This window comes from Qipengyuania citrea, assembly GCF_024171405.1.
In the GTDB taxonomy this organism is placed as follows: Bacteria; Pseudomonadota; Alphaproteobacteria; order Sphingomonadales; family Sphingomonadaceae; genus Qipengyuania; species Qipengyuania profunda.
Genome location: NZ_JALJZT010000002.1, coordinates 2,008,385 through 2,031,907, shown reverse-complemented (window position 1 = coordinate 2,031,907; position 23,523 = coordinate 2,008,385). Strand labels below are relative to the sequence as shown.

Here is a 23,523-nt window from a genome sequence, read left to right as displayed (position 1 = left end):
CGCGGTCGCGCTCGCCAGCCTTAAAACGAACGCGTTGTTCGCGATGCGCGCGTTAGGCTTTTCGCAAGACTGGCTTCGTACCTTCCACGGTCATGAGCGCGATGCCCCACGAATTCGACCTGGCCCACGCCACCATGCTGCCGCCCGCCGACACGGGACCGCGTGCGGCGCCCAATATCGGCATTCTCGCCGCCCAGTGGGAAGCGGTGCACGAGGCGGCTGCTGCAGTGGGCAATCTGGCCCAGCTCGGGCGCGAGTCGCTGACACCCGAAATCGAGCAGCTGCCGCACCGCGCGGCCGAGCAGGGTGGCTGGCACTATGAAATGGTGGCACACGGGATCGAAGACCTCGCCGCCGTGATGCAGCCCGGTTTACGCGCGCTTCTGTCGCTTACGGCGCAGGGCCAGGATACGACGGCTGCCGCGCTGACGCTGTGGCGCGAGTTCCACACCGCGCGGACGGCTATCCTCGACCTCATCGACGCTGGCTGAACGCTCCGACCCCAGTATCGACTGCTCTGCCCGGATAGCCGGTTCAGCACATAGCCCCTTGACCATGTTCGCTCTCTGTTCCAGTTCGAGGGCATGACGGATTCGGTAACCACAGCGGAAACGGCGGCAGTTGTCGCACGCGGCATTGCCCGACTTTTTGCGCGTAACGACATCTGGTGCCTCGCGGAGATGCCGCTGCGGAACGGCCGGCGGGCGGACCTGATGGGTATCGATCCGAAAGGCCGCGTGGTCATCGTCGAGATCAAGGTCCAGCGCGGCGATTTGCTGAGTGACGGGAAGTGGCCCGACTATCTCGACTATTGCGACCGCTTCTACTGGGGCGTGCCGCCGGGGCTCGATCGCAGCCCGCTGGAAGGCGAAGGCTATCGCCCCGATTGCTGCGGCATCATCGTTGCCGATGGCTATGACGGAGAGATCATCCGCCCTGCGCCGCTCCACCCGCTGGCCGCCCCGCGCCGCAAGGTCGAGGTCGAACGGCTTGCGCGTACTGCACTGCGCCGCGCGACCGTTGGGCTGGACCCGCAATGCGCGCCCTGGGGCGCACCCGACTAGCACTTCGCCTGTTTCCCCGCGGCCCGCGGCAGACTAAGGTCTGCAGATGATGTGGGCCGCCATTCTCCTCTCCGTTCTCGCAATGACTGCGATCGTGGCGCTGCGCTATCTCGCCGCGAGCGGGATCTTCGCTGCAGTCACGCAGCGCGTGCGGCCCGGATATCACGCCAGGCTCGGACCGCAGATCCGCCGGGAAATCGGCTGGTCGCTCGCCTCGGCGGCGATTTACGGCATTCCTGCGGGCGTGGTCGCCTGGGGGTGGCAGGAGCGCGGCTGGACGCAGATCTATACCGGGTGGAGCGACTATCCGCTGTGGTACCTGCCGCTCGCGCCGCTGCTGTTCCTGCTGGCGCATGACACATGGTTCTACTGGACTCACCGGCTGATGCATCGGCCCGCGTGGTTTCGCACGATGCATGCCGTCCATCATGCCAGCCGCCCGCCGACCGCCTGGGCGGCAATGAGCTTCCATCCATGGGAGGCGATTACCGGAGCGGTGGTGATCCCCGCACTGGTCTTCCTCATCCCGATCCATGTCGCCATGCTCGGCCTGGTATTGCTGGTGATGACGGTGATGGGCGTCACCAATCACATGGGCTGGGAGATGTTTCCCCGCCGGCTGGTTCACTCGGCGTTAGGCGGCTGGCTGATAACCGCCAGCCACCACCAGCGTCATCATGAAGAGTACAGATGCAATTACGGCCTCTATTTCCGCTTCTGGGATCGCTTGTGCGGCACGGATCGCGGGCTCAGCCCCAACGCCTGAGCCGTAGGGCGGCGCTCGCGCTGCTGCCGCTGGGTGCAGCGCTGGCAGCCGCGACACCGCCGCCGCCCAAAACCGGCGCGACGATTACCGTAACGGTGACCGAACTGCGCAATGCCAAGGGCGTGGTGCGCGCCTGCATGACCACCGACGAAGACCAGTTTCCGCGCTGCCGCGGCGTGCCCGGGGCGCATGGGGCAACCGCGCCGGCGCATGATGGCAGCGTGTCCTTCACCTTCACCAACGTCAAACCGGGGCGCTACGCCGTTGCGCTGCTTCATGACGAGAACGCCAATGGCAAGGCCGACCGCGCGCTGGGCATGATGCCGCGTGAAGGCTTCGGCTTCTCGCGCGATGCCAAGGTGCGCATGGGTCCGCCCAGTTTCGCCGACGCGGCGGTCGATATCGGCGCGGAAGATCGCGGGCTCACCATCCGGATGCGCTACATGCTTTGAGGCGCTGCGCGCTGGTCATATCCGCAGGCAATACGCTTTACGATATGTTTACCACGCGCGCCGCATACCCCTGCAGAATGAGTAAAATGCGGGGACTACGCAGTGATTGACAGGCTAGGCGGCTATTTTGGCTCGCGCGATGCGGAGGAGGACTTCGACGACGACTATGTCGAGGAGTCCGACGCCGAGCTCGATCCGCCGCCCTCGCCGGTCGGACAGGACGAGCGCCGCATGCAGGTGCGCGCCTACAACCACTGGGCCAGCCTGCTCGGTGATCTCGACTTCCCGCATATTGCCGACCTCCACCCCGAACAGCTGGGCGATTTCGGCCCCTATTCGGTGCTGCTCGACCTGGCGGACAATGTCGACGACCCAATGGTCCGCTTCGTCGGCGCCGAACTGGCGTATGAATGCGATTTCGACGGCGGTCCCGCGCTGCTGTCGCAAGTACCCGGACGTTCGGTACTGAGCCGGATCACCGACCATTACATGCAGATCCTCGCCAACCAGGCGCCGATCGGCTTCGAGGCCGAATTCATCGATGCGAGCGGCGTACCGGTGCTCTATCGCGGGATCCTGTTGCCCTATTCGAGCAACAACCAGACGATCGATTTCATTTATGGCGTGATCAACTGGAAGGAAATGGCCGACCAGCAGACCGCCGACGAGCTCTTGCTTGCCATCGACCAGTCGCTCGGGAGCGCACCGGACTACGGCAACACCGTCGAAACCGCCGAAACGCTGACGACCAATGTGCGCGCCGAATATGGCGAAGACGTGCTCGAACTCGGGAACGCAGAGATGATGGAAAGCCATGGACACGGCGCATTGCCGCAGCCCGCATTCGGTACGGTCGATGACGAACCGGAAGAGGTCGCGGTGGAAGCAAGCGCACGCCCCGCTCCGTCCGGCCCGCGCCTCGATGCGCTCGGCAATCCGCTGGGCAGCCCGATTGCCGACGACATGGGGCTGGGCGACGATGGCCCCGAGTTCGACAACAGCATCAAGACCGCCGCCGATTACGGTCTGCCCGAATGGGACGAAGAGGAAGAAGGCGAGGACGATGTTGCCGATGTCGTCAATCCACTGGCCGATGAAGAGACGTCGAGCAGCCTGATCTCGCTGGTGAGCCGCGGCGAGCGGGCCAAGAAGAGCGTCGACCTGACCGGCGACGAGGCCGGGCCGCCCATACCGCAGGCCTTCCACGGCGAAGACGCGGCGCTCCCGCCGCCCATGCCCACCGCCTACGAGGCTCCCGCTGGGCACTGGCTAGAGCCGATGGCCGAGACGGACGAGGGAGAACCCGAAGAGGACGACACCGAATTCGCGATCGTCGCTGGCGGGGAAGTGGACGACTTCGAGCCGGCATTCGAGGACCAGCCGCTATACGACGAGCCGAATGTACCCACCGCGCCGCTAGACGAAGCCATCGGCTACGCTGCGGAAGAGTGGCCTCGCGACGAGGCTCAGGCCGAAGCGCCGGTCGAGGAGGATAGGGCCGCCCCCGAAGGCCTATACGACAGCCTCGCCGCAGCGCGCGAAATGGCGCAGGCCGCGCAGAGCACCGAGGATCGCAGTCGCAAGACGCTGTATGCCGCGGTCGGCCGCGCCTATGATTTCAGCCTCGAGGCGCAGCACAACCCCGCCGAATTCGACGAGCTGCTGGCCAGCAACAGCCTGACCTATCAGGACCGCGCGCCGATGACCCCGGTGGTCAAGCTCGTCTTCGGCGCCGATTACGACAAGACCCGGCTCACCGAATACGCCGCCGTGCTGACGCATGCCCACCGCGTGGGTGTCGAACGCGGCACGCTCGCCACTTTCCTGCGCGAGGCCGAAGGCGGCCTCAAGGGCATCGTCAATGAAGAACGCCGCCTGCGCAAGGAAGAGCAGGGCAAGCCGGTCGACGACAAGAAGGCAGTCCGCGCCAGTCTTGCACGCAAGCTGCGCGCACTCGACTCGCTGTCGCTCGACGAGCTGGACGAGGACGGCGCCGAATTCGCGCTGGTCATGGTCCGCCGCACGCCCAACGGCGACCCGGAAGTGATCGGCGAAGTGCCCGAGGATGTGCCGCTGGTCGAACGCGCCGCGCGCAAGCTGCTCGGCTAGAAAACCCGCTCCGGACAAAAGGCTTGTCGCCCCCGCGCTGCACCGGCTAGCGCGGGGGCGATGCCGTTTCTGCCTACCGCGCCCGTCCGTATCCAGCCCTATTTCGGTTATCGGAACCGCAGCCGCCTGCGCCTTACCGCGCGGGCCTTGCGATCCCGCGTGGGCAAGTTCGAGAAACGCGGCAAATGGCGCGCGGCGAAAACCATGCTGGGGCAGTTCGCCAGCCACGAGGTCGGCGAATTCCCGGTCGAGCTCGAAATTGCGCGGCCGGGCGAGGCAAGCCAGCGCCACCAGGGGCTGACCGATGGCGAGGGCTTCGTCCATTTCGATATCCGGCTCGATCCCGAGTGGGAATATGATGTGCACCCCGCGTGGGAGACGGTGGTCATCCACTGGCAGGCCAATGGCGCGGACCAGTGCCTCGATGCGCATGTCCTCGCGCCGGGAAACGACACCGGCCTCGCGGTAATTTCGGACATTGACGACACCATCATCGAAACCGGGATCACCGGCGATTTTCGCGCCGTGCTGCGCAATTGGCGGCGCGTCCTCATGGAGATGCCGGCCGAGCGGATTCTCGTGCCCGGGGCGGATGTATTCTACAACGCGCTCGGCGGCGGCGAGGTGCTGGCCGAGGGCAGCGGCCATGCCGGGACACGCCAGCCGGCCACCCACCGCCCGTTCTTCTATGTCTCGTCGAGCCCGTGGAACCTGTTCAGCTATCTCGTGACCTATATCCGCGGGCGCGGCCTGCCACTGGGGCCGATCGCGCTGCGTGACTGGGGCCTCAACCGCGAGACCTTCGGCTCGTCCAGCCACGGCGCGCACAAGCGCGCCGCGATCGATGGCATCCTCGCGACCTACCCGGACATGAAGTTCGCGCTGATCGGCGATGACAGCCAGGGCGACCTGACCGCCTTTGCCGACGTCGCGCTGGAGAACCCGGGCCGGGTCCGTGCGATCTTCATTCGCAAGGTAGGCGAGCGGATGACCCCCGACGAACTAACCGCGAAGGCCAATCTCGAGGCGGCAAAAGTGCCATTATGGCACGGAAACGGCTATGATACCGGGCACAATTTCCTCGCCTCGATTGGCCTGCTCGCCGATGATGAGGCCAAGGCGATCGTCGATACGGTCGAAGCAACGGACCCGGAACTGGCATGAGGCGCACTATGAAAATCCTGCTCGGACTGCTGGTCGTCCTCCTGCTCGCAGGCGGGGCCTTCCTATGGGCGGTCCGCAGCAACGGTCCGGCCGTGCTCGACGGGATCGACCGGGTAACCGGCGGGTCACGCGGCGTGACGCTGGTATCGAGTGGGCTTTACGGCGCACATCCCGCGCAGAAGCTGCGCATCTACACGCCTGCGGGGGCCGACGCGCCGCTCCCGATCCTTATTTTCGTCCATGGCGGCAGCTGGAGCTGGGGCGATCCGGACGATTACAATTTCATCGCCCGCGCGCTGGCACCCGAAGGCTTCGTAGTCGTACTGGCAGGTTACCGCCTCGCCGAGGACGGGCGTTACCCCGCCATGCTCGAAGATACCGCTGCGGCAATCCGCGAAACCGCGCGGCTGGCGTCGCAATATGGCGGTGATCCGACGCGCATCGTCGTCGCCGGGCATTCGGCGGGGGCCTATAATGTCGTGCAGGTTGCGCTGGAGGAGAAATGGCTCGCGGGCAGCGGTGTGCAGCTCAGCGGCGCAGTCGGCCTCGCGGGGCCCTACGACTTCTACCCCTATGACAAACCATCGAGCCGCGAGGCATTCGGGTCGGTTGGCGCGGGCAGCGAGACGCAGCCGGTCAATCATGTGCGCGCCGGGGCCCCGCCCATGCTGCTGATCCACGGCGAGGATGACACGCTGGTCAGACCGCGCAACACCCGCGCGCTGGCGGCGGCGCTGGAACAAGCGGGCAGCGCGGTCGAAACGCGCTTTCTCGCGGGCTTCGATCACAATGCGCCGCTGATCTCGCTGGCGAGTCCCTGGCGCGGGTCGCGCGATGTCGACGAAGCAATCCTCGCCTTCGCGTTGCGGGTGACCGATCTTTCAGTTTCGGTTCAGGCCGAAAGGCCTTAGGCTGCGCGCCGATGCGCCTGCTCACCCGCCTCATTGTCTTCCTTGCTGCCGCCATGCTCGCGGCGCAGCCGGTCGCCGCGCAAAGCATTCTGCGCGATGCCGAGACCGAGGCATTCCTCGACGAGATTTCCGCGCCGCTGATCGAGGCGGCCGGGCTCGAACCCGACAATGTCGAAATCATCCTGATCAATGATCCGTCGATCAACGCCTTCGTCGCGGGCGGCCAGGCGGTCTATATCCATTCGGGGCTGTTCGATGCCGCCGATAGTGCCGAGGAAGTCCAGGGCGTCATCGCGCACGAGCTCGGCCATATCACCGGGGGCCACATCCTCCGCTATGGCGAGGGCGCCGCCGCTGCAACGAAGATATCGCTGCTGTCGATGATCGCCGGAATCGGTGCCGCGCTGGCGGGCGCGGGCGATGCCGCAATGGGTATCATGATGGCGGGGCAGCAGGCCGCGATGGGCAAGTTCCTGGCCTTCAGCCGGACACAGGAATCGTCCGCCGATTTCGCCGGGGCGGAATATCTCTCGAAATCGGGGATCTCGGGGCGCGGTTCGCTCGCCTTCTTCGGCAAGCTGCTTAACCAGGAGTATCGCTATGGTTACAGCCAGAGCGACGAAGCGGGGTTCTACCGCACCCACCCGCTTTCGGGCGATCGCATCGCCGCGCTGCGCGAGGTTTATGAAAAGGACCCTGCCTGGGAACGCCCGCGTAATGCGCGCAACCAGGCCAATTTCGAGCGCGTGAAGGCGAAGCTCGTGGGCTATCTGGCCAAGCCCTCGGCCACCTTGCGCGACTATCCCGAAACCGATGCGACGGTCCCCGCGCTCTACGCACGCGCCTATGCCTATCACCAGAACGCGCGGGTCGACCTCGCGCTTGGCGCGACCGATCAGCTGCTCGCCATCGACCCGGACGATCCGTATTTTCTCGAGCTCAAGGGACAGGTCCTGCTCGAATCGGGACGGCCCGAGGAATCGCTCGAGCCGCTGCGCCGCGCGACTGCGCTGACCAATTCCGAACCGCTGATCGCCAGCCTGTTCGGCCATGCGCTGATCGCCACCGAAGACCGCGACAATTACGAAGAGGCCGAGCGCGTGCTGCGCGCCGCGGTGGGGCGCGACCGGCGCAATCCCTTCGCCTGGTACCAGCTCGGCGTGGTCTATGCCGCGCGCGGCGACACGGCGCGCGCGCGTCTGGCGACTGCCGAACAGCAGGTGATGAGCGGCCAGTACGGCCTGGCGCTACGCAGCGCGCAGGCTGCCGAGGGCGGTCTCGACCGTGGCACGCCCGACTGGATCCGCGCGCAGGACATCGGCATGCAAGCGCGTGCATTGCTCGAGCGGCAATGCGAAATGGAGCGCGGGCGCAATTGCGCACCGGGCTGAGAAAACCGAGGGATCCGATGAAAAACAACCTGCTGACCGCGCTGATCGCGCTGGTGTTCGGCTTCGCCGGGGCCGGCCTGTGGTCGCTCTCGGGGCTGGGGCATGGCCATACGCGCGATTATTTGCTCGCCAATCCGCAGATCCTTCCCGAAATGTCCGAAGCCTATCAGCGCAGCGAAGCCGAGAACCGGCTGGCGCAGGTTTCGGGTGAAGTGAAAGAGCCTTTCCAAGGCGCGGTCCTGGGCAACCCGCAAGGCACCAGGGTGCTGGTCAAGTTCACCGATTACGGCTGCACCTATTGCCGCCAGTCGATCGCCGGAATCGACCGCTTGATCGCCGCCGACCCCGAATTGAAGGTCGTGGTCCGCGAATGGCCGATCTTCGACGGCAGCGAACAGGCCGCGCGTATGGCGCTGGCTGCCGCGGCGCAGGGGAAATACCCCGCCTTCTACCACGCCATGTTCGACCAGGGTCCGCCGAGCAAGGCGAATGTCGCCCGCGCGGCGCAGATCGCGGGGCTCGATATGCCCGCCGCGGAAAAATTCGCTGCATCCGACGCGGCCACCGGCGAACTCGCGCGCAACATGGCCTTCGCCCGCTCGCTGCAATTCACCGGAACACCCAGCTGGATAGCGGGCGACGAGGTCATCCAGGGGCTGGTGCCCGAACAGCGCCTCGCCGACGCGCTCGCGGCGGAGGGCTAGGCGCTCACTCCGCTTCCATTGCCTTGGCGTACATCGAGGCGAGCGGCCGTTCCATCACCCGGCGGACCATCGGTTCGAAGAATTCGAGCGGTTCGCTGTCATAGGCGGGGTCGAAGGCGGCCTGGTCGTATTTCTCGCAGAAGGTCCGGCACGCTTCGAAATGCGGGTGGTCGGCGAACTTGTCGCGAGCGTTCTGGTCCATGCCGAGGAAGTGGAAATAGTAATAGCCCTGGAAAGCGCCGTGGTTCTGGCAGATCCAGTGGATTTCGTCGGTGACGAAGGGCTTGATGATCGAGGCGGCCACTTCGGGGTGGTTATAGCTGCCCAGCGTATCGCCGATATCATGCAGCAGCGCCATGACCACATATTGCTCGCCCCGTCCGTCGCGATGCGCGCGAGTCGCGGTCTGCAGCGAATGTTCGAGCCGGTCGACGGGAAAGCCGCCGAAATCGCCATGGAGCAGCTTGAGGTGATCGAGGACGCGATCGGGCAGGCCCTTGGCGAAGGCGCGATACTCTCCGCCGATGATCGCCCAATCCTCTGCCGTGCCCTCGCGCATTTCGCGGAACTTGGCGCGTTCGGCTTCCGGATGTTCGATATTTTCCTGCACGCCCATCGCGTCTCTCCCTCGCTTCGGCTGTCGATGACACTGTAGCGACTGGCGCAGTTCGTCGCAATTGCGCTAGAGGGCATGGCCCATGGCAGTCTTGCCCATTCGCCCAACGCCGTTCTTCGCCAATAAGAACCAGGCGTTCTGGAACCTCCAGCTGGCCGGCTGGGGCGGGGCCACCATGCTGCGCGTCATGTCCGCGCTGGCCAATGGCCAACCGCCCGACCGGCTGGTCATCATCCTGATTGCCACGATCACCGGTTTCTCGCTCAGCCTGATCCTCGCGGTGGTCTATGGCAAGCTGATCCGCCAGCGCCCGATCGTGACCTGGGGCGCGACTGCGATGGTGCTGGTCCTCGCGGTGGGCATCTATGCCTTCATCGACAGCTGGGTGCTCGACGTGGCGGGCGCGGCGTCGTCGAATACCAGCTTCGCCAATCTGTTCGTGGGCATCTACTTCTTCGACCTGACGCTGCTCGGCGCGTGGTCGGCGCTCTATTACGCGATCAATTTCTTCCTCCAGGTCGAGGAACAGGCCGACCGGCTCGAACGGCTCGAAGCGCAGGCGACCAGCGCGCAGCTGGCCATGCTGCGCTACCAGCTCAACCCGCACTTCCTGTTCAACACGCTCAATTCGATCAGCACGCTGGTCCTGCTCAAGCAGAGCGAGACCGCCAATGCCATGCTCACCCGCCTGTCGAGCTTCCTGCGCCACACGCTGGTGACTCAGCCGGGCGGCAAGGTAACCGTGGCGCAGGAGGTCGAGACACTGCAGCTCTATCTCGGGATCGAGCAGATGCGCTTCGAGGAACGGCTGCGCTCGAGCTTTCGCGTCGAGCCCGAGGCGGCCAGCGCGCGGCTGCCCGCGATGCTGCTTCAGCCATTGGTCGAAAACGCGATCAAATACGGCGTCAGCCCGCAGGAGGAAGGCGCGGATATCTTCATCGTCGCGCAGATCGTCGGCCCGCGGCTGCGCGTAACCGTGTCGGACACGGGCCCGGGCATGACGATGAACAATATCGAGGCCGGCCTGCCCGCGGTCCGCCCGACGCATGCGCGCCGCGATTCGACCGGAGTCGGCCTCGCCAATATTCGCGACCGGCTGGCGCAGGCCTATGGCGAGGAACACCGCTTCGAAATCCGCTCCCCCGAAAGCGGCGGCTTTTCCGTGCTCATCGAATTACCCTTCGAAAGCGAAGAGGACCCCGCGTTAAGCGCGGCGCAAGCCGCACCCGCGCAGGCGGCCCCGCTTAAGAAACCCGCGGCTTCCCCGGCCGTTGTACCTACACACTCACCCTCGAAAGCACCCCAGACGACATGACCATCCGGACCCTTCTAGTCGACGACGAAAAGCTCGCCATCCAGGGCCTCCAGCTGCGGCTCGAACCGTTCGAGGACGTCGAGATCATCGGCACCTGCCAGAACGGCCGCGAGGCGATTCGCGCCATCAAGACGCAGAAACCCGACCTCGTCTTCCTCGATATCCAGATGCCCGGCTTCGACGGTTTCTCGGTCGTGCAGGGGGTGATGGAGATCGACCCGCCGCTGTTCGTCTTCGTCACCGCATTCCAGGAACATGCGATCCGCGCGTTCGAGGCGAATGCGGTCAATTACCTGATGAAGCCGGTCGACGAGGACAAGCTGGCCGATACGATCGAGCGCGTGCGCCAGCGTCTGGCCGAGAAGAAATCGACCGAAGAGGCGGAGAAACTGAAGAGCGTCCTGTCCGAAGTCGCCCCCGAAGCCGCCGAAACGCTCGCGGGCGAGGATGCCGAGGCGGCCAGCCGGTTCGAGAAGCTCATCAATATCAAGGACCGCGGCCAGATCTTTCGCGTCGAGGTCGAAACGATCGAGCATATCGAGGCCGCGGGCGATTACATGTGCATTTATACCGGCGACAATTCGCTGATCCTGCGTGAAACGATGAAGGATCTCGAACGCCGGCTCGACCCGCGCAAGTTCCAGCGCGTGCATCGCTCGACCATCGTCAATCTCGACCAGGTGCGGCAGGTGAAACCGCATACCAATGGTGAATGCTTCCTCGTGCTCGATTCGGGCGCCGAGGTGAAGGTGAGCCGCAGCTATCGCGATGTCGTCGCCCGGTTCGTGCACTGAGGATCGGCGCACACGCCTTGGCGTGAGCACGCCCGGTGCCGCGCAGAGCCGCGTCGAGCACCAGCGCGCCTCATCCGGCCCGTTTCAGGAGCGATTTCATGACTATCACCCTTCCCGGCTTCGAGCTCGACCGGTTCGTGCGCGAAACGCTGGCCGAGGATCTTGGCGATGGGCTGCCCGGCGGCGGCCGCGACGTCACCAGCGAGAGCGTCATCCCCGCCGAGGCGCGGTTTGCCGGGACCATGGACACGCGCGATGCGATCCATGTCGCCGGTCTGCCGATTGCCGCCGCCTTCTTCCGCGCGCTCGACCCGGACATGCAGATCGAGATCCTCGTCGAGGAAGGCGCCCAGGTCCCTGCGGGCACCGATCTGATGCGGCTCGAGGGCAATGCGCGCGCCATGCTCACTGCCGAGCGCAGCGCGCTCAACACCGTGCAGCACCTCTCGGGCATCGCCACAATGGTCGCAGGCTATGTCGCGGCGATGGACAATCCCGACTGCACCCTGCTCGATACGCGCAAGACCATCCCCGGCCTGCGTCATCTGGAAAAATACGCGGTGCGTATGGGGGGCGCGGCGAACCACCGTATGGGCCTGTGGGATGCGGCGATGATCAAGGACAATCATGTCCTCGTCGCCGGATCGGTGGGCGAGGCGGTACGCCGCGCGGTCGCGGCCGGAGTGAAGGAAATCATCTGCGAGGTCGACCGGATCGACCAGATCGAACCCGCGCTCGCCGCCGGGGCAACTCGTCTGCTGCTCGACAATATGGAACCGCCGACCTTGCGCGAAGCGGTAGCGCTGGTCGCCGGACGCGTGCCGACCGAAGCCAGCGGGGGGATCAACCTCGAGACGATCCGCGCCAAAGCTGCCACCGGGGTCGACTACGTCTCGGTCGGCCGTCTGACCCAGAGTGCTCCCGCCGCCGATATCGGTCTGGACTTTACGCCGCTGTAAATTCGGATATTCCTGCGCTTCAGGAACATAGCGAGGGGGTCGCATGAAACCGGCATCAATCAGGAAGTTCGACTGGCTCTATCTCGGATCGGTCGCGATCGGACTGCTCGGGGTGGCGCTCAACTATGGCGCGATCGCCAGCCTCACAGAAGCCGATCTGGCAGGCCAGGGCTATGCCGACATGGGCGTGGGCGTATTGATCGCGGGTGTGTTGTTCGGCATCGCGATCAGCCTCGCGCTGTGGTTCATGATCTCCGTCCTGCGGATCGGGCTGGCCAAGTGGCTGCTTGTCGTCCTCACCGCGTGGTCGGTAGTGACCTCGGGGGTCGCCATCGTCACCAACTTCGACGCGACGATGGTCTGGGGGCTCGTCAGCACGGTGATGACGGTGCTGGCCATCTGGTTTCTTTTCCAGCCCGATGCCACCGCGTGGTTTGCCGAAAAGAAGGGCGGAAACGGAGCCGAATAGGTCCGCCTTTCGCAAGCGGCGGTCGCTATGCGCGCCGCCATGTAATACATCTATTCCGGCTTTTGCGGGGTTTCTAAGGGGAAATTGGGGTGAAACCAGGTTCGATCAAACTGTTCGATGTGTTGTTCCCGCTTGCGGCACTGCTGGTGCTCGTCTCGGCGGTGCTGAGTTTCGGAAACCTCGAGGAACGCGCGCTCATCGATTTTGGCGGCGAGGGCGGCGGAGCACGGGGTATGGCGATCTGGATGGTGATCGCGTCGCTGTTCATTTTCGCACTGCTCGCCAGCATCGTTTGGGCCACCATCTCGCTCTTGCGCATGGGGATGGTGCGCTACCTACTGGCGCTGGTCGTGCTCTACGCCCTGTTCCAGAATTATCTCGCCTTCGCGGCGCTGGGACCGCACCTCGCCGGTTTTGTCGACCTTGCGGCAAGCCTGGTGGCGGGGGCCGCCGTGATCGTGCTGTTTCGTGCCGACGCACGGCAGTGGTTTGCGGAAGATCCCCGCGACCGTGTCGCTCCCTAAGCGGCTGTCGCTACTGCCGCTCGCCGGCATGCTGGCCCATGCCGCTCCGCTGGCGGCGCAGCACTATCAATGCAACCTCCCGCGCACGCTGCAGGTACCACAAGTCCGGCCCGATGCAGCACCGCGTCCGCTCCCGGTCACCGGCTATACGCTGGCGCTGAGCTGGAGCCCCGAATTCTGCAAGCCGCGCAAGGGGCAGCCGCGCCATGCACGCCAATGCAGCGGGCGGGCGGGCATGTTCGGCCTCGTGGTGCACGGACTGTGGCCCGACAGCGGGCGTAGCTGGCCGCAATGGTGCTCCGCCCAGCGACAACCGCAACCGCGCGAGGTCGCTGCCAATATGTGCATCTCGCCCTCCGCGGCGCTGATCGCACGCCAATGGGCCAAGCATGGCAGCTGCATGGCGCAAAAGCCCGCAACCTATCTCAAGGTCACCCGGATCCTGTGGGAGGGGCTGCGGATCCCCGACTACGACCGTGTCAGCCGCGAGGACGATCTGACTGCAGGCACCATCCGCACGCGCTTTGTCGATGCCAATCCCGGCTGGGTGCATGAAGCGGTGGGAGTAAAGCTCAACGCGCGCGGCTGGCTGGAAGAATTGCGGCTGTGCTACGATAAGCGCTTCATGCCGAAAGCCTGCGATCGCACCCGGTTTGGCGCACGCGATGAAGCCCCCGCAAAGATTTGGCGCGGCCTCTAGCGAGTTTCGCTTTGCGGCTGACTTCAACGGGCGAGGGCAATTGGAGCGGCACCTAAATCGGGCGACCCCCGCCGCCAAGAGAGCCCTCATCTGGTCGATTTTAGACGAGGGGTAGCTGCCTTCAGATCACCGCCGGTCGCTGAAGAACCCGCGCAAGAGTTCTGCCGCGCGCGCTTCTCCCATACCCGAGTAGACCTCGGGCCGGTGCAGGCATTGCGGCTGATCGAAAACGCGTGCGCCGTGTTCGACCGCGCCGCCCTTGGAGTCGCTGGCTGCGTAATAGAGCTTGCCGATCCGCGCATGGACGATCGCGCCCGCGCACATCGCGCAGGGCTCCAGTGTTACCCACAATTCGCAATCGGTCAGCCGCTCCTCGCCCAGCGCTTCAGCCGCGCGGCGGATCGCGAGCACTTCGGCATGGGCTGTGGGGTCTCGCGTTTCACGCGGGGCGTTGTGCGCTTCCGCCAGGATCTCCCCGCCGCGAGTTATCACGGCGCCGACGGGCACTTCGCCCGCTGCAGCAGACTGCACGGCAAGCTCGAGCGCGCGTTGCATGGGTTGCGGAAGGGTCCAACTGGCCATATCGGCAAGGCGCTAGCCCCCGGTGGGCGCGGGTGCAACGTGCTTGACGATTCGCAAGCTCGCCGCTATGCGCGCCGCTTTCCGGGACAAACACGAGCCCCCGCCCCGCAGCAGCGGCCAAGGGAACTCGCCCAGCCATTTGAACGAGAGACGTATCATGTCGCGCATTTGCGAACTCACCGGCAAGGGCCGCCAGGTCGGTCACAATGTGAGCCACGCCAACAACAAGACCAAGCGGGTCTTCCTGCCGAACCTGCAGAACGTGACGCTGATGAGCGAGAAGCTCGATCGCAGCTTCAAGCTCCGCGTATCGACCCAGGGTCTGCGTTCGGTCGAACACAATGGCGGTCTCGACAACTGGCTGCTCAAGACCAGCGACGAGAAGCTCTCGGCCAACGCGCTCAAGGTGAAGCGCGAGCTGAAGAAGGCGAATCTCGCTACCGCGTAAGCCGTCAGGGCGTTTCGGCGCCAGGGCATCTACGCTGGATCGAAAGGCGCGCAAGGCTACTCGCGCGCCTTTTCGCGTTGGTCCCAGCGCAATTTGAGCAGCAGTGTCCGCTGCAGCGCCATGAAGTTGTCGTCCGAGATCAGCCAGACATGCCGTCCGTCGGCATCGTCGGTGATGGTCATCCCTTCGTAATTGTCCTGCGGGATCGCAGTACCGAATTCGGCCAGCAGGCGGGCAGGGATCCTGCCGTCAGCAGTGCGCCGGTCGATATCGATTACCGCAATCGCGGTTTCGAATCCGGGCGGAATGCCCAGGGCGAGGCGGCGCAGCAGGATCAGCGCCCGCCCATCCTCCAGTGGCGTGGCATCGACGGGCCGGTAGCCCCCCGGGATATCCACGCGCACGCTTTCGGGCTCGGCATCCTCGATCGGATCGGTGGCAAAAAGGAGCGCGACATGGCGCGACTCGCGCCAGCGCAGCGGACGCTCCTCGATCACGAGGAACCGGCCATCGGCAAAACGGACCAGTGCCTCGGCCCCCGAATTTCCGCCCCAGTCGCGCATCAGCGGCGGACTTACTTCCTCGTCGACCCTCAAATCAGCATGGAAGCGAATGATCGATTTGCGAAATTCATAGCCGCCCCAGACGGTCCCGCTAGCGGGATCGATCGCGAGCGATTCGAGATCGCGTCCTTCCTTCCGGCTCGCCTGATCGTCTCCGAAACGCTCGAGCACGCCCGGCAAGGTGCTGCGATCGGGGCGTTCGAACACCAGCCTGCGCCCAGTGTCGCTGCCCGCCAGGAAGCGGTCTCCATCAAGCGTTACCAATGCCGAGAAGCCGCCGAACTGCTTGCGGTGACCGGTCATTTCCCATGCATCCGCAAGGGTGAAGGGGCCCGTGCGGGTCGGTTCGAATGCGATGGCAGTGGCTGTGGCCAGCCGCCGGAAGTCGCGTGGGGGTTCAGGCGTGCGCAGCCACGTACCCGGAGCGATCATGCCAGCCAGCAGGGCGGCAAGAAGAAGACGCGAGCGGCGCATGGATGTCGGCCCTCTTGTTCGCCACACTGCGCGCGTCAAGCGCTCAGCGCATCGGTCCGGTGAACAACAGCGGGTCGAGTCGCGCATTGCGCCATTTGAGGCTCCAGTGGAGATGGGGGCCGGTGGCGCGGCCGGAGGAACCGATGTCCCCGATATGCTGGCCTTGCCGGACCATTTCGCCCTCGCTTACGTAAAGCCGCGCGCTGTGCAAGAAGGCGCTGTTGAGCCCCTGTCCGTGGTCGATGATCAGCAGCTTGCCTTCCAGGCTGAAATCATCCGCTGCAAGCACCACCACGCCATCGGCGGGGGCGACATAGGGGGTGCCGGCACCGCCCGTGGCGATATCGATCCCCGAGTGATAGCTGCCCGGTTCGCCGCGATAGATACGCTGCGACCCGAACCGGCCCGAAATGCGCCCCTTGACCGGCCAGACGAAGTCCTGCCGCCAGCCTTTCGCCCCGGTTTCTTCCAGTCGGGCATTCCAGATCGCATCGAGTTCGGGCTGGCGGCGCCGCATGAAGGATGCCGACGAACCGCCCGTTCGCCGCGCTACGTTGACGTGTTCGATGTCCCAGCCGCGTGGTGCGATCGCCAGCGGGCTATCGATCATGCGCCCGTCAACCAGTTTGGCAGTCAACGTCATCGCAGGGGGGGCATCACGGTCGAAGGCGGCGAAGAACCTGCCCTCATCGTCGAACGCCAACTCATCCTCGCCGAGCATGGCTTCGCTGGTACCGCCGGGAACCGTGCCCCTTATCCAGCCGCCCTGTTCGAGCGCGCCATCGAAGGTGAACACCGCGGGGCGTAAGGGAGTCGGCGTGACCGTCGGCGTCGGACCTGGCGTCGGCGTAGCGCGGACCGGCTGCACCACTTCGGTCGTCCGCGATGGCGGAGCGGGCTCCGGCGTGGCGGCGGGAACGCATGCGGTCCCGAGGAGCACGAGCGGCGCGACCCGCATCCAGTTCACGGGGCCAGTCGCTCGGTCGCGAGCTGGGCGCTGGCGTAGGCTTCCTGGTGCTGGACCGACCAATAGCGCAGCTCGTCGAGCGGGATCGGCACCCCGCTCATCGCGCAAAAGACATGGTTGCCCGCGCGCAGCACGCGAAAGCCGGAAGGTCCGTATTGCAGTTTCGCCTCGCCTTTCGGCGGGCCCGAATTCTTGTTCATCAGCATGGCGCAATTCCTAGCAGGTCCGGCCTAACCGAACAAATCATCCTGCTTCGGCGGGGTTCCGGATTTGCGCGGTTTGCGACGCGGCGCGGGGGGCGGGGTATCGCCGCCGGTACCCACTTCGAGCTCACCGTCGCGAAACTTGAGCGTAAGTGACGCCTCCTGCGCCGCCGCCGCCCGGTCGGTGATGGTCCGCCCGTCGGGTCCGGTGACGCGCACATAGCCGCGTGCCAGGGGACGGTCGGGATGAAGCTGCTCGGCCAGCCGTGCCAGCGCGGCCAGCCGCTCGCGCCGATCGGCCAGCGGACGTTCGACCAGCGCAGGCACCAGCTTCTGCCCCGCCAGTGCGCGGCGGGCCTCGCGCAGATTGCGATCGAGCGTAGCGAGCGACAATCGCAGATTGCCAAGCCGCTCGCGCCCCTGCGCCGCCCGGTCGCGCAGGCCGCGGCGCAGGCGTTCGGCCAGATCGTCGAGCCGTTGGGCCTGGGGTTGCAGCAAGGCCTCGCGGGTCGGCAGGCGCTGGACGCGCGCTTCCAGCCGCTCGCGCCCCAGCTGCACCGGGCGCAGGATCGCGCGTTCCTTGCGCCCTTCGAAATCCTTCAAGGTTGCGGCGAGTTCGGCGCGCACCGGCACGGCGATCTCTGCCGCGGCGGTGGGTGTCGGCGCCCGGCGGTCGGCGGCATAGTCCGCCAGTGTGGTATCGGTCTCGTGCCCGACCGCGCTGATTGTCGGGATCGGACAGTCGACGATGGCGCGCACGACCTCTTCCTCGTTGAAGCTCCATAGGTCCTCGATCGACCCGCCGCCGCGCGCGACGATGACTAGGTCGGGGCGATCGGGATGGCCTTCGGGCATGGCTGCGAAGCCGCGCACCGCACCCGCGACCTGCGCGGCTGCGCCCTGCCCCTGCACCAGCACCGGCCAGACCACGACCCGGGTGGGGAAACGATCCGCCAGCCGGTGGAGGATATCGCGAATCACCGCGCCGGTGGGCGAGGTGACCACACCGATGGTGCGCGGCAGGAAGGGGAGCGGCTGTTTGCGCCCGGCATCGAACAGCCCTTCCGCCGCCAGCCGCGCGCGGGTCTTCTCGAGCAGCGCCAGCAGCGCACCTTCGCCCGCCAGTTCCATCCGCTCGATCACGATCTGGTATTTCGAGCGGCCCGGATAGGTGGTGAGCTTGCCCGAAGCGACCACTTCCAGCCCGTCTTCGGGAGCGAAGGGCAGGCGCTCGGTATTGCCGCGCCACATCACCCCGTCGATCACCGCCTTTTCGTCCTTGAGCGCGCAATACAGATGCCCGCTGGCGGCGCGCTTCACGCCCGACAGTTCGCCGCGCAGGCGGACGAAGCCGAAGCGATCCTCGACCGTGCGTTTGAGCGCCTGGGATATTTCGCTCACCGTCAACGGCTCGGCGTTGTCGCCCGTGCGGCCCTTCGCTACCAAGCTCGCATCATCTGCAGTGGACGGGAAGTGGTCGGCCATGAATATCCTTTTGCTCGGGTCGGGCGGGCGTGAACATGCGTTAGCGTGGAAACTGGCGCAATCGCCGCTGTGCGACAAGCTGTGGGCGGCGCCGGGCAACCCCGGTATGGCACAGCATGCCGACTGCATCGCGCTCGACGCGGGCGACCACGAGGCGGTGGTCGAATTCGTGCGCAAGAACGACATCGGTCTTGTCGTGATCGGTCCCGAAGCGCCGCTGGTCGATGGGCTGGCAGACAGCCTGCGCGCCGCGGGGGTGGACACATTCGGCCCGTCCAAGCAGGCCGCACAGCTCGAAGGCAGCAAGGGCTTCACCAAGGAATTGTGCCGCCGCGCCAATATCCCCACTGCACGCTACGAGCGCTGTACTTCGCTCGAAGCGGCCTGGGGCGCGCTTAAGAAGTTCGACCCACCCTTCGTGCTCAAGGCCGACGGTCTTGCCGCGGGCAAAGGCGTGGTCATCGCCGAAACACGCGAAGAGGCGCAGCATGCGCTCGACGAAATGTTCGATGGCAAGTTCGGCAGCGCGGGCAGCGAAGTGGTGATCGAGCAGTTCCTGATGGGCGAGGAGGCCAGCTTCTTCGCGCTGACCGATGGCACGGCGATCGTCCCCATCGGCACGGCGCAGGATCACAAACGCGTGGGCGCAGGCGATACCGGACCAAACACCGGCGGCATGGGCGCCTATTCGCCCGCCCCGGTGCTGAGCGAAGCGCTACAGGCCCAAGTCATGCGCGAGATCGTCGAGCCAACCGTGCGCACCATGGCCGCCGAGGGCACGCCCTATTCGGGTGTGCTCTATGCCGGGCTGATGCTGACCAAAGACGGCCCGCAGCTGATCGAATATAATGCGCGCTTCGGCGACCCCGAATGCCAGGTGCTGATGATGCGGCTCGAAAGCGACCTGGTCGAACTGATGCAGGCCTGCGCGCAAGGACGGCTGGCAGACATCGCCGAGCCGGTGCTATCCGGCGATTTCGCGCTGACCGTGGTGATGGCGGCGGACGGCTATCCCGGCACGCCCAAGAAGGGCGGCACGATCGATCTGGGCGAGGCCGAGGCCGGCGGCGCCAAGGTCTTCCACGCCGGCACCGCGCTGGAAGGCGAGACGCTGACCAGCAGCGGCGGCCGCGTGCTCAACGTCACCGCGCGCGGTGCCAGCGCGACCGAAGCGCAGGCGAAAGCCTATGAAGCGGTTGATGCGATCAGCTTCCCCGACGGCTTTTGCCGCCGCGACATCGGCCAGCGTGAGGTGCGGCGGGAACGCGGGTAACTCGGTTTGTGATCGTGGATGCTATACCTCCACAGGCTTGGATTGCCTTGCCTCTGGCCGTTTCCGCCCTTGCACCCGCGGCATATGTCTGGCGCTATTTCACCCACGGCCTGACACCGCGTGATATTACACTACCGCCGGAAGATGTGAGCTGGAAGTCCGGGCGCCACTTGCTGTTCTGCTTGGCTTCTCTGACGGGATTGCTAGCCATCGGTGGGTTTGCCTTCACTGAGTGGGCGGAGGATTTCGCCCGATCCGAATGGCTGGCACCCGCCTTGCTCGGAGCGGTAGGCAGCTATGCCTTGGGGACTGTGGTCCCAGGCTGGCGGAATGGCGAGATCCGCCCGCTCATTCGCGGATCATCCAGGTCCTACTCGCGGGCCGAACAACCCAGGCGATATTGGGCGTCGCTCATCTGGAACGGCGCCATCGGATTGGCGCTCACTGTCGGTTCCCTTGGAATAGTCTACGGCAACACCAAACCTGCGTGCGACTATAATGGCGACGAGGAGGAACTCTTCGAAGCCGTGGCGACCTGCAACGCGATGCTGGCCGATCACGATCTCGACGTTGAAAAGCGGGCGGACTTGCTCGGAGATCGAGGCCGCGTCCATCACCGGCTCGGCAATAATCACCTCGCCTTGCTGGACTATTCCCAAGCGATCGAGCTTGAGCCTGGTGACTCTTATGCGCTTTTCAACCGTGCACTTATTCACCGCGAGTTGCGTGACTTGCCAAACGCAATCGAAGATCTGGATGCCTCCCTTGCCATTCGGCCAGAGAATGACAGAGCTTACCTAGAGAGAGGCCTCGCAAACCTCGATCTCGGTCGGTTTGAAGAGGCTGTCGAGGATTTCACGCTCTTGCACAACCGCGTTCCGGATCATCCTTACGCGCTTGCCAATCGCGGCCTCGCCTATGCTTGGATGGATGACGAGCTAAATGCGCAAAATGATTTCGACCGTGTGGGCAAGAACCAGCCCGGGTGGGTCGTCGTACTGCATGGCAAGGCAGTTCTTGCTCGTAATAGGCAGAAACACCGGCAATCTATCGATTATCTATCCCAAGCATTGGAGATCGATCCGGATGACTATTTCGCTCTTCGCCTACGCGCAGATGCATATTGGGAGATCGGCGAGAACGACCTTGCGCGCGATGATGACGATCGATCTATTGCGCTTGAAGCCGGAAACTAGCGGGACGCCAGCCTCATTCGGACTGACTCCAGTGTGTACCTCAGACCACTAGGGCATCTCGGGCGTTCGGCTCTGCCTCGCTCAAATTTAACGCAGCGCGACTTGCCGCGAGAAGCACCGCCCCGGCTCGGAAGCTGGCGCGGTGCGAGGGCGTGCCGGATTGCTCAGCCCAGTTTCTCGGCAACCAGCGCCTTGAGGTCGGCTTCACTGCGCGCGCCGTAGTGCGAGATGATCTCGGCGGCGCAGATGGCGCCCATGCGCAGGCAGGTTTCGAGCGTCTCGCCGCGCGCATGGCCAGTGAGGAAGCCCGCCGCGAAGAGATCGCCCGCGCCGGTGGTGTCGACGACCTTGTCGATCGGTTCGGCAGCAACCTCGGCGCGCGAGCCATTGGCGATGCCCACCGCGCCCTTGGCGCTGCGCGTGGCGACCAGCACGGGGACGTTGTCCTGCAGCATGGCGAGCCCCGCCTCGAAATCCTCTTCGCCGGTCAGCGTTGCGAGTTCGCTTTCATTGACGAAGAGAATGTCGATCTGCCCTTCCTCAATCAGCGCGCGGAAATCGTCGCCATGGCGGTCGATGACGAAGCTCTCGCTGGCAGTGAAGGCGACCTTGCGGCCCGCATTGCGTGCCACCTCGATCGCGCGGCGCATTGCGCGGCGCGGTTCTTCCGGGTCCCACAGATACCCTTCGAGATAGAGGATGCCCGCGCTGGCGATCAGTTCGTCGTCGAGCGCGGCGGGGGGGAGGAACTGGCTTGCCCCGAGGAAGGTGTTCATCGTCCGCTCGCCATCGGGGGTGACGAAGATGAGGCAGCGCGCGGTCGAGGGCTGGCCTTCGCGGGCCGGCGTGTCGAAATCGATTCCCACCGCGCGGATGTCGTGGCTGAAGACGTCGCCCAGCTGGTCGGTCGCGACCTGCCCGACGAATGCGCATTGCGCGCCCAGCGCCGACATGCCCGCGAGCGTATTGGCGGCCGAGCCCCCGGAGATTTCCTTTGCCGGCCCCATCGCCTCATACAGTCGCCGAGCGCCGTCTTCGTCGACCAGCGTCATCCCGCCCTTGTTGAGGTCGAGTTCGGCGATCAGCTCTTCTTCGCAGGGGGCCATCACATCGACGATGGCATTGCCGATGGCGATTACGTCGTAGCGGGGTTCGGTCATGGGTACTCCGGGGAGGGGATAATCGGTGTGTCGGGCGCGGTTAGCGGCTCGTCGGGGTTTGGCCAAGGGCGGCGTTGACTTGCCCCATAACGGCGCGCATCCCCCGGCTCCGATGATGTCGCTTCCCCGTGCCCTTGCCCTTGCCGCCGGTCAGCTTGGCGATCCGGCAATCCTCAGGGTGCTGGGCAAGACCGCGCTGCTGACTTTGGCGGTCTTCGCGGCTGGCGGCGCGGGGCTCTATCTCGTGGTCGAACGCGCGATCGACAGTGTGACCAACGCCGACACCTCGGGCCTGGGCGCGCTGCTCGCGGCGCTGGGGATGATCCTGGCCGGCTGGTTCCTGTTCCGGGTGGTGGCGCTGTTCGTGCTGCAGTTCTTCGCCGAGGATGTGGTGCGCGCGGTCGAGGCGCGGCATTATCCGCAGGCGCGCCACAGCCTGCGCGACCTGCCGCTCGCCGAAGAAGTCGGCAATGCGCTGCGCTCGCTCCTGCGCACGGTGCTCGCCAATGCCGCGGCGCTGCCGATCGCAGGTCTCTTGCTGGTCACGGGGATTGGCGCGGCGGCGGTCTTCTGGACGGTCAACGCCTATCTCGTCGGGCGCGAACTGCACGACATGGTGTGGCTGCGGCACCGCGCCGATCCGGCCGAGCTGGCCCCGATCGGCGGACTCACGCGTTTCCTGCTCGGCGGCGTGGTGGTGGCGCTGCTTGCGATACCTTTCCTCAACCTCCTTGCCCCGATAATGGGCGCTGCCTGCGCTACCCACCTCGTCCACCGCGCCCGTGAGAAAGACCTCGATGCGTAAGTTCGCCCTGCTGCTGTTGCCCCTGCTCGGAGCCTGCACCACCGTACCCGTTGCGCCGGGTCCGCCGGGTGCTCCGGCCTCGCGTCCCGGGGCCGCACCGCCGCCGCAAGAGGTGCGCGTCGCGCCCGCCACCCCCTCGTTCCGCGCCCCGCGCGTGATGAATGTGCCCGGGCTGGAGAGCGTGATCGGACGCAATGAAACCGCGCTTGCCAATCTGTTCGGTGTCCCGCGGCTGACCGTGAAGGAAGGCGATGCCAAGAAGCTGCAATTCGTCGGCGAGGCCTGCGTGCTCGATGTCTATCTCTACCCGCTCGAGCCGCGCGGCGAACCCAGCGCCACCTATGTCGATGCCCGCCGCGCCAGCGACGGCCTCGACGTAGACCGCGCGGCCTGCGTCCGCGCGCTGCGCCGCTAACCCCGTCTTAAGCA

General features: G+C 65.5%; 27 protein-coding genes. 20 read left to right on the top strand and 7 right to left on the bottom strand.

All coding sequences use genetic code 11. The features are described from left to right. Positions 1–92 precede the first annotated feature (92 nt). From J2S32_RS10905 to J2S32_RS10865, 9 genes are all read left to right on the top strand, one after another. On the top strand, positions 93–491 hold the full coding sequence (locus tag J2S32_RS10905; RefSeq protein ID WP_253521161.1) for a hypothetical protein: 399 nt from the start codon (positions 93–95) through the stop codon (positions 489–491). Positions 492–584: 93 nt separating this feature from the next. After that, on the top strand, positions 585–1,064 hold the full coding sequence (locus J2S32_RS10900; protein WP_253521157.1) for an MmcB family DNA repair protein: 480 nt from the start codon (positions 585–587) through the stop codon (positions 1,062–1,064). Between the two features lie 49 nt (positions 1,065–1,113). After that, positions 1,114–1,830, top strand: a complete 717-nt coding sequence (locus J2S32_RS10895; protein ID WP_253523077.1) for a sterol desaturase family protein — start codon at positions 1,114–1,116, stop codon at positions 1,828–1,830. Further along, entirely contained in the window at positions 1,794–2,282 is a 489-nt protein-coding gene (locus J2S32_RS10890; protein WP_253521153.1) for a DUF2141 domain-containing protein, read from the top strand. Before J2S32_RS10895 ends, J2S32_RS10890 begins: the two co-directional genes overlap by 37 nt. A 102-nt stretch (positions 2,283–2,384) precedes the next feature. After that, positions 2,385–4,391 (top strand): hypothetical protein, encoded by a 2,007-nt coding sequence (locus J2S32_RS10885; protein ID WP_253521150.1) that lies wholly within the window; start codon positions 2,385–2,387, stop codon positions 4,389–4,391. 60 nt (positions 4,392–4,451) lie between these two features. Next, a complete protein-coding gene (locus tag J2S32_RS10880; RefSeq protein ID WP_253521148.1) occupies positions 4,452–5,555 on the top strand; it encodes a phosphatase domain-containing protein in 1,104 nt (367 codons plus the stop codon). An 8-nt stretch (positions 5,556–5,563) separates the two neighbouring features. Next, the gene (locus J2S32_RS10875; RefSeq protein WP_253521146.1) at positions 5,564–6,466 is read left to right on the top strand and encodes an alpha/beta hydrolase; all 903 of its coding nucleotides are present in this window, start codon (positions 5,564–5,566) and stop codon (positions 6,464–6,466) included. Positions 6,467–6,477: 11 nt separating this feature from the next. After that, entirely contained in the window at positions 6,478–7,857 is a 1,380-nt protein-coding gene (locus J2S32_RS10870) for a M48 family metalloprotease (RefSeq protein WP_253521144.1), read from the top strand. A gap of 17 nt (positions 7,858–7,874) precedes the next feature. After that, the gene (locus J2S32_RS10865) at positions 7,875–8,561 is read left to right on the top strand and encodes a DsbA family protein (protein WP_253521141.1); all 687 of its coding nucleotides are present in this window, start codon (positions 7,875–7,877) and stop codon (positions 8,559–8,561) included. Between the two features lie 4 nt (positions 8,562–8,565). On the opposite strand, the gene J2S32_RS10860 is transcribed toward J2S32_RS10865, so the two are convergent. Then, positions 8,566–9,177 carry an HD domain-containing protein gene (locus J2S32_RS10860; protein ID WP_253521138.1) on the bottom strand — a complete coding sequence of 204 codons (612 nt, stop codon included), beginning with the start codon at positions 9,175–9,177 and terminating at the stop codon, positions 8,566–8,568. An 82-nt stretch (positions 9,178–9,259) separates the two neighbouring features. Between J2S32_RS10860 and J2S32_RS10855 the strand changes: the two genes are divergently transcribed. The 6 genes from J2S32_RS10855 (at position 9,260) to J2S32_RS10830 (ending at position 13,938) form a co-directional block, all read left to right on the top strand. Next, complete coding sequence (locus J2S32_RS10855) at positions 9,260–10,492, top strand: sensor histidine kinase (protein ID WP_253521136.1); 1,233 nt, start codon at positions 9,260–9,262, stop codon at positions 10,490–10,492. Continuing rightward, complete coding sequence (locus J2S32_RS10850; RefSeq protein WP_253521134.1) at positions 10,489–11,286, top strand: LytR/AlgR family response regulator transcription factor; 798 nt, start codon at positions 10,489–10,491, stop codon at positions 11,284–11,286. Before J2S32_RS10855 ends, J2S32_RS10850 begins: the two co-directional genes overlap by 4 nt. A gap of 98 nt (positions 11,287–11,384) precedes the next feature. Further along, positions 11,385–12,245 carry a carboxylating nicotinate-nucleotide diphosphorylase gene (gene nadC, locus J2S32_RS10845; protein WP_253521132.1) on the top strand — a complete coding sequence of 287 codons (861 nt, stop codon included), beginning with the start codon at positions 11,385–11,387 and terminating at the stop codon, positions 12,243–12,245. A 43-nt stretch (positions 12,246–12,288) separates the two neighbouring features. Then, positions 12,289–12,714, top strand: a complete 426-nt coding sequence (locus J2S32_RS10840; RefSeq protein WP_253521129.1) for a hypothetical protein — start codon at positions 12,289–12,291, stop codon at positions 12,712–12,714. An 89-nt stretch (positions 12,715–12,803) separates the two neighbouring features. After that, positions 12,804–13,238: a hypothetical protein gene (locus J2S32_RS10835; RefSeq protein WP_253521126.1), complete on the top strand. Its 435-nt coding sequence runs from the start codon at positions 12,804–12,806 to the stop codon at positions 13,236–13,238. Further along, positions 13,225–13,938 carry a ribonuclease T2 family protein gene (locus tag J2S32_RS10830; RefSeq protein ID WP_367398979.1) on the top strand — a complete coding sequence of 238 codons (714 nt, stop codon included), beginning with the start codon at positions 13,225–13,227 and terminating at the stop codon, positions 13,936–13,938. Before J2S32_RS10835 ends, J2S32_RS10830 begins: the two co-directional genes overlap by 14 nt. Positions 13,939–14,064: 126 nt before the next feature. Here the strand turns inward: J2S32_RS10830 and J2S32_RS10825 are convergent, their stop codons facing one another. Beyond that, positions 14,065–14,520 (bottom strand): nucleoside deaminase, encoded by a 456-nt coding sequence (locus J2S32_RS10825; protein WP_253521124.1) that lies wholly within the window; start codon positions 14,518–14,520, stop codon positions 14,065–14,067. 157 nt (positions 14,521–14,677) lie between these two features. Between J2S32_RS10825 and rpmB the strand changes: the two genes are divergently transcribed. After that, positions 14,678–14,968, top strand: a complete 291-nt coding sequence (rpmB, locus tag J2S32_RS10820; protein WP_253521121.1) for a 50S ribosomal protein L28 — start codon at positions 14,678–14,680, stop codon at positions 14,966–14,968. Between the two features lie 56 nt (positions 14,969–15,024). Here rpmB and J2S32_RS10815 read toward each other — a convergent pair whose 3' ends face one another. The 4 genes from J2S32_RS10815 to xseA are packed head-to-tail and all read right to left on the bottom strand — an operon-like array spanning position 15,025 to position 18,660. Continuing rightward, complete coding sequence (locus J2S32_RS10815; protein WP_253521119.1) at positions 15,025–16,005, bottom strand: esterase-like activity of phytase family protein; 981 nt, start codon at positions 16,003–16,005, stop codon at positions 15,025–15,027. 43 nt (positions 16,006–16,048) lie between these two features. Continuing rightward, positions 16,049–16,963, bottom strand: a complete 915-nt coding sequence (locus J2S32_RS10810) for a M23 family metallopeptidase (protein WP_253523073.1) — start codon at positions 16,961–16,963, stop codon at positions 16,049–16,051. 5 nt (positions 16,964–16,968) lie between these two features. Further along, positions 16,969–17,178 carry a DUF2093 domain-containing protein gene (locus tag J2S32_RS10805; protein ID WP_253521116.1) on the bottom strand — a complete coding sequence of 70 codons (210 nt, stop codon included), beginning with the start codon at positions 17,176–17,178 and terminating at the stop codon, positions 16,969–16,971. A gap of 24 nt (positions 17,179–17,202) precedes the next feature. Beyond that, the gene (gene xseA, locus J2S32_RS10800) at positions 17,203–18,660 is read right to left on the bottom strand and encodes an exodeoxyribonuclease VII large subunit (RefSeq protein WP_253521112.1); all 1,458 of its coding nucleotides are present in this window, start codon (positions 18,658–18,660) and stop codon (positions 17,203–17,205) included. Here xseA and purD point away from each other — a divergent pair. Together purD and J2S32_RS15850 are read left to right on the top strand one after the other, a co-directional pair. Then, positions 18,659–19,933 (top strand): phosphoribosylamine--glycine ligase, encoded by a 1,275-nt coding sequence (purD, locus tag J2S32_RS10795; protein WP_253521108.1) that lies wholly within the window; start codon positions 18,659–18,661, stop codon positions 19,931–19,933. The genes xseA and purD overlap by 2 nt on opposite strands. A gap of 8 nt (positions 19,934–19,941) precedes the next feature. Next, positions 19,942–21,129 (top strand): tetratricopeptide repeat protein, encoded by a 1,188-nt coding sequence (locus J2S32_RS15850; protein WP_253521106.1) that lies wholly within the window; start codon positions 19,942–19,944, stop codon positions 21,127–21,129. 164 nt (positions 21,130–21,293) lie between these two features. On the opposite strand, the gene J2S32_RS10785 is transcribed toward J2S32_RS15850, so the two are convergent. Next, the gene (locus J2S32_RS10785) at positions 21,294–22,289 is read right to left on the bottom strand and encodes an adenosine kinase (RefSeq protein ID WP_253521103.1); all 996 of its coding nucleotides are present in this window, start codon (positions 22,287–22,289) and stop codon (positions 21,294–21,296) included. Between the two features lie 112 nt (positions 22,290–22,401). Between J2S32_RS10785 and J2S32_RS10780 the strand changes: the two genes are divergently transcribed. Both J2S32_RS10780 and J2S32_RS10775 read left to right on the top strand, forming a co-directional pair. Then, entirely contained in the window at positions 22,402–23,094 is a 693-nt protein-coding gene (locus J2S32_RS10780; protein ID WP_253521100.1) for an EI24 domain-containing protein, read from the top strand. Then, positions 23,087–23,509, top strand: coding sequence for a hypothetical protein (locus J2S32_RS10775; RefSeq protein WP_253521098.1), 423 nt, complete (start codon positions 23,087–23,089; stop codon positions 23,507–23,509). The genes J2S32_RS10780 and J2S32_RS10775 overlap by 8 nt, the downstream gene beginning before the upstream one ends. The last annotated feature ends 14 nt before the right edge of the window (positions 23,510–23,523 follow it).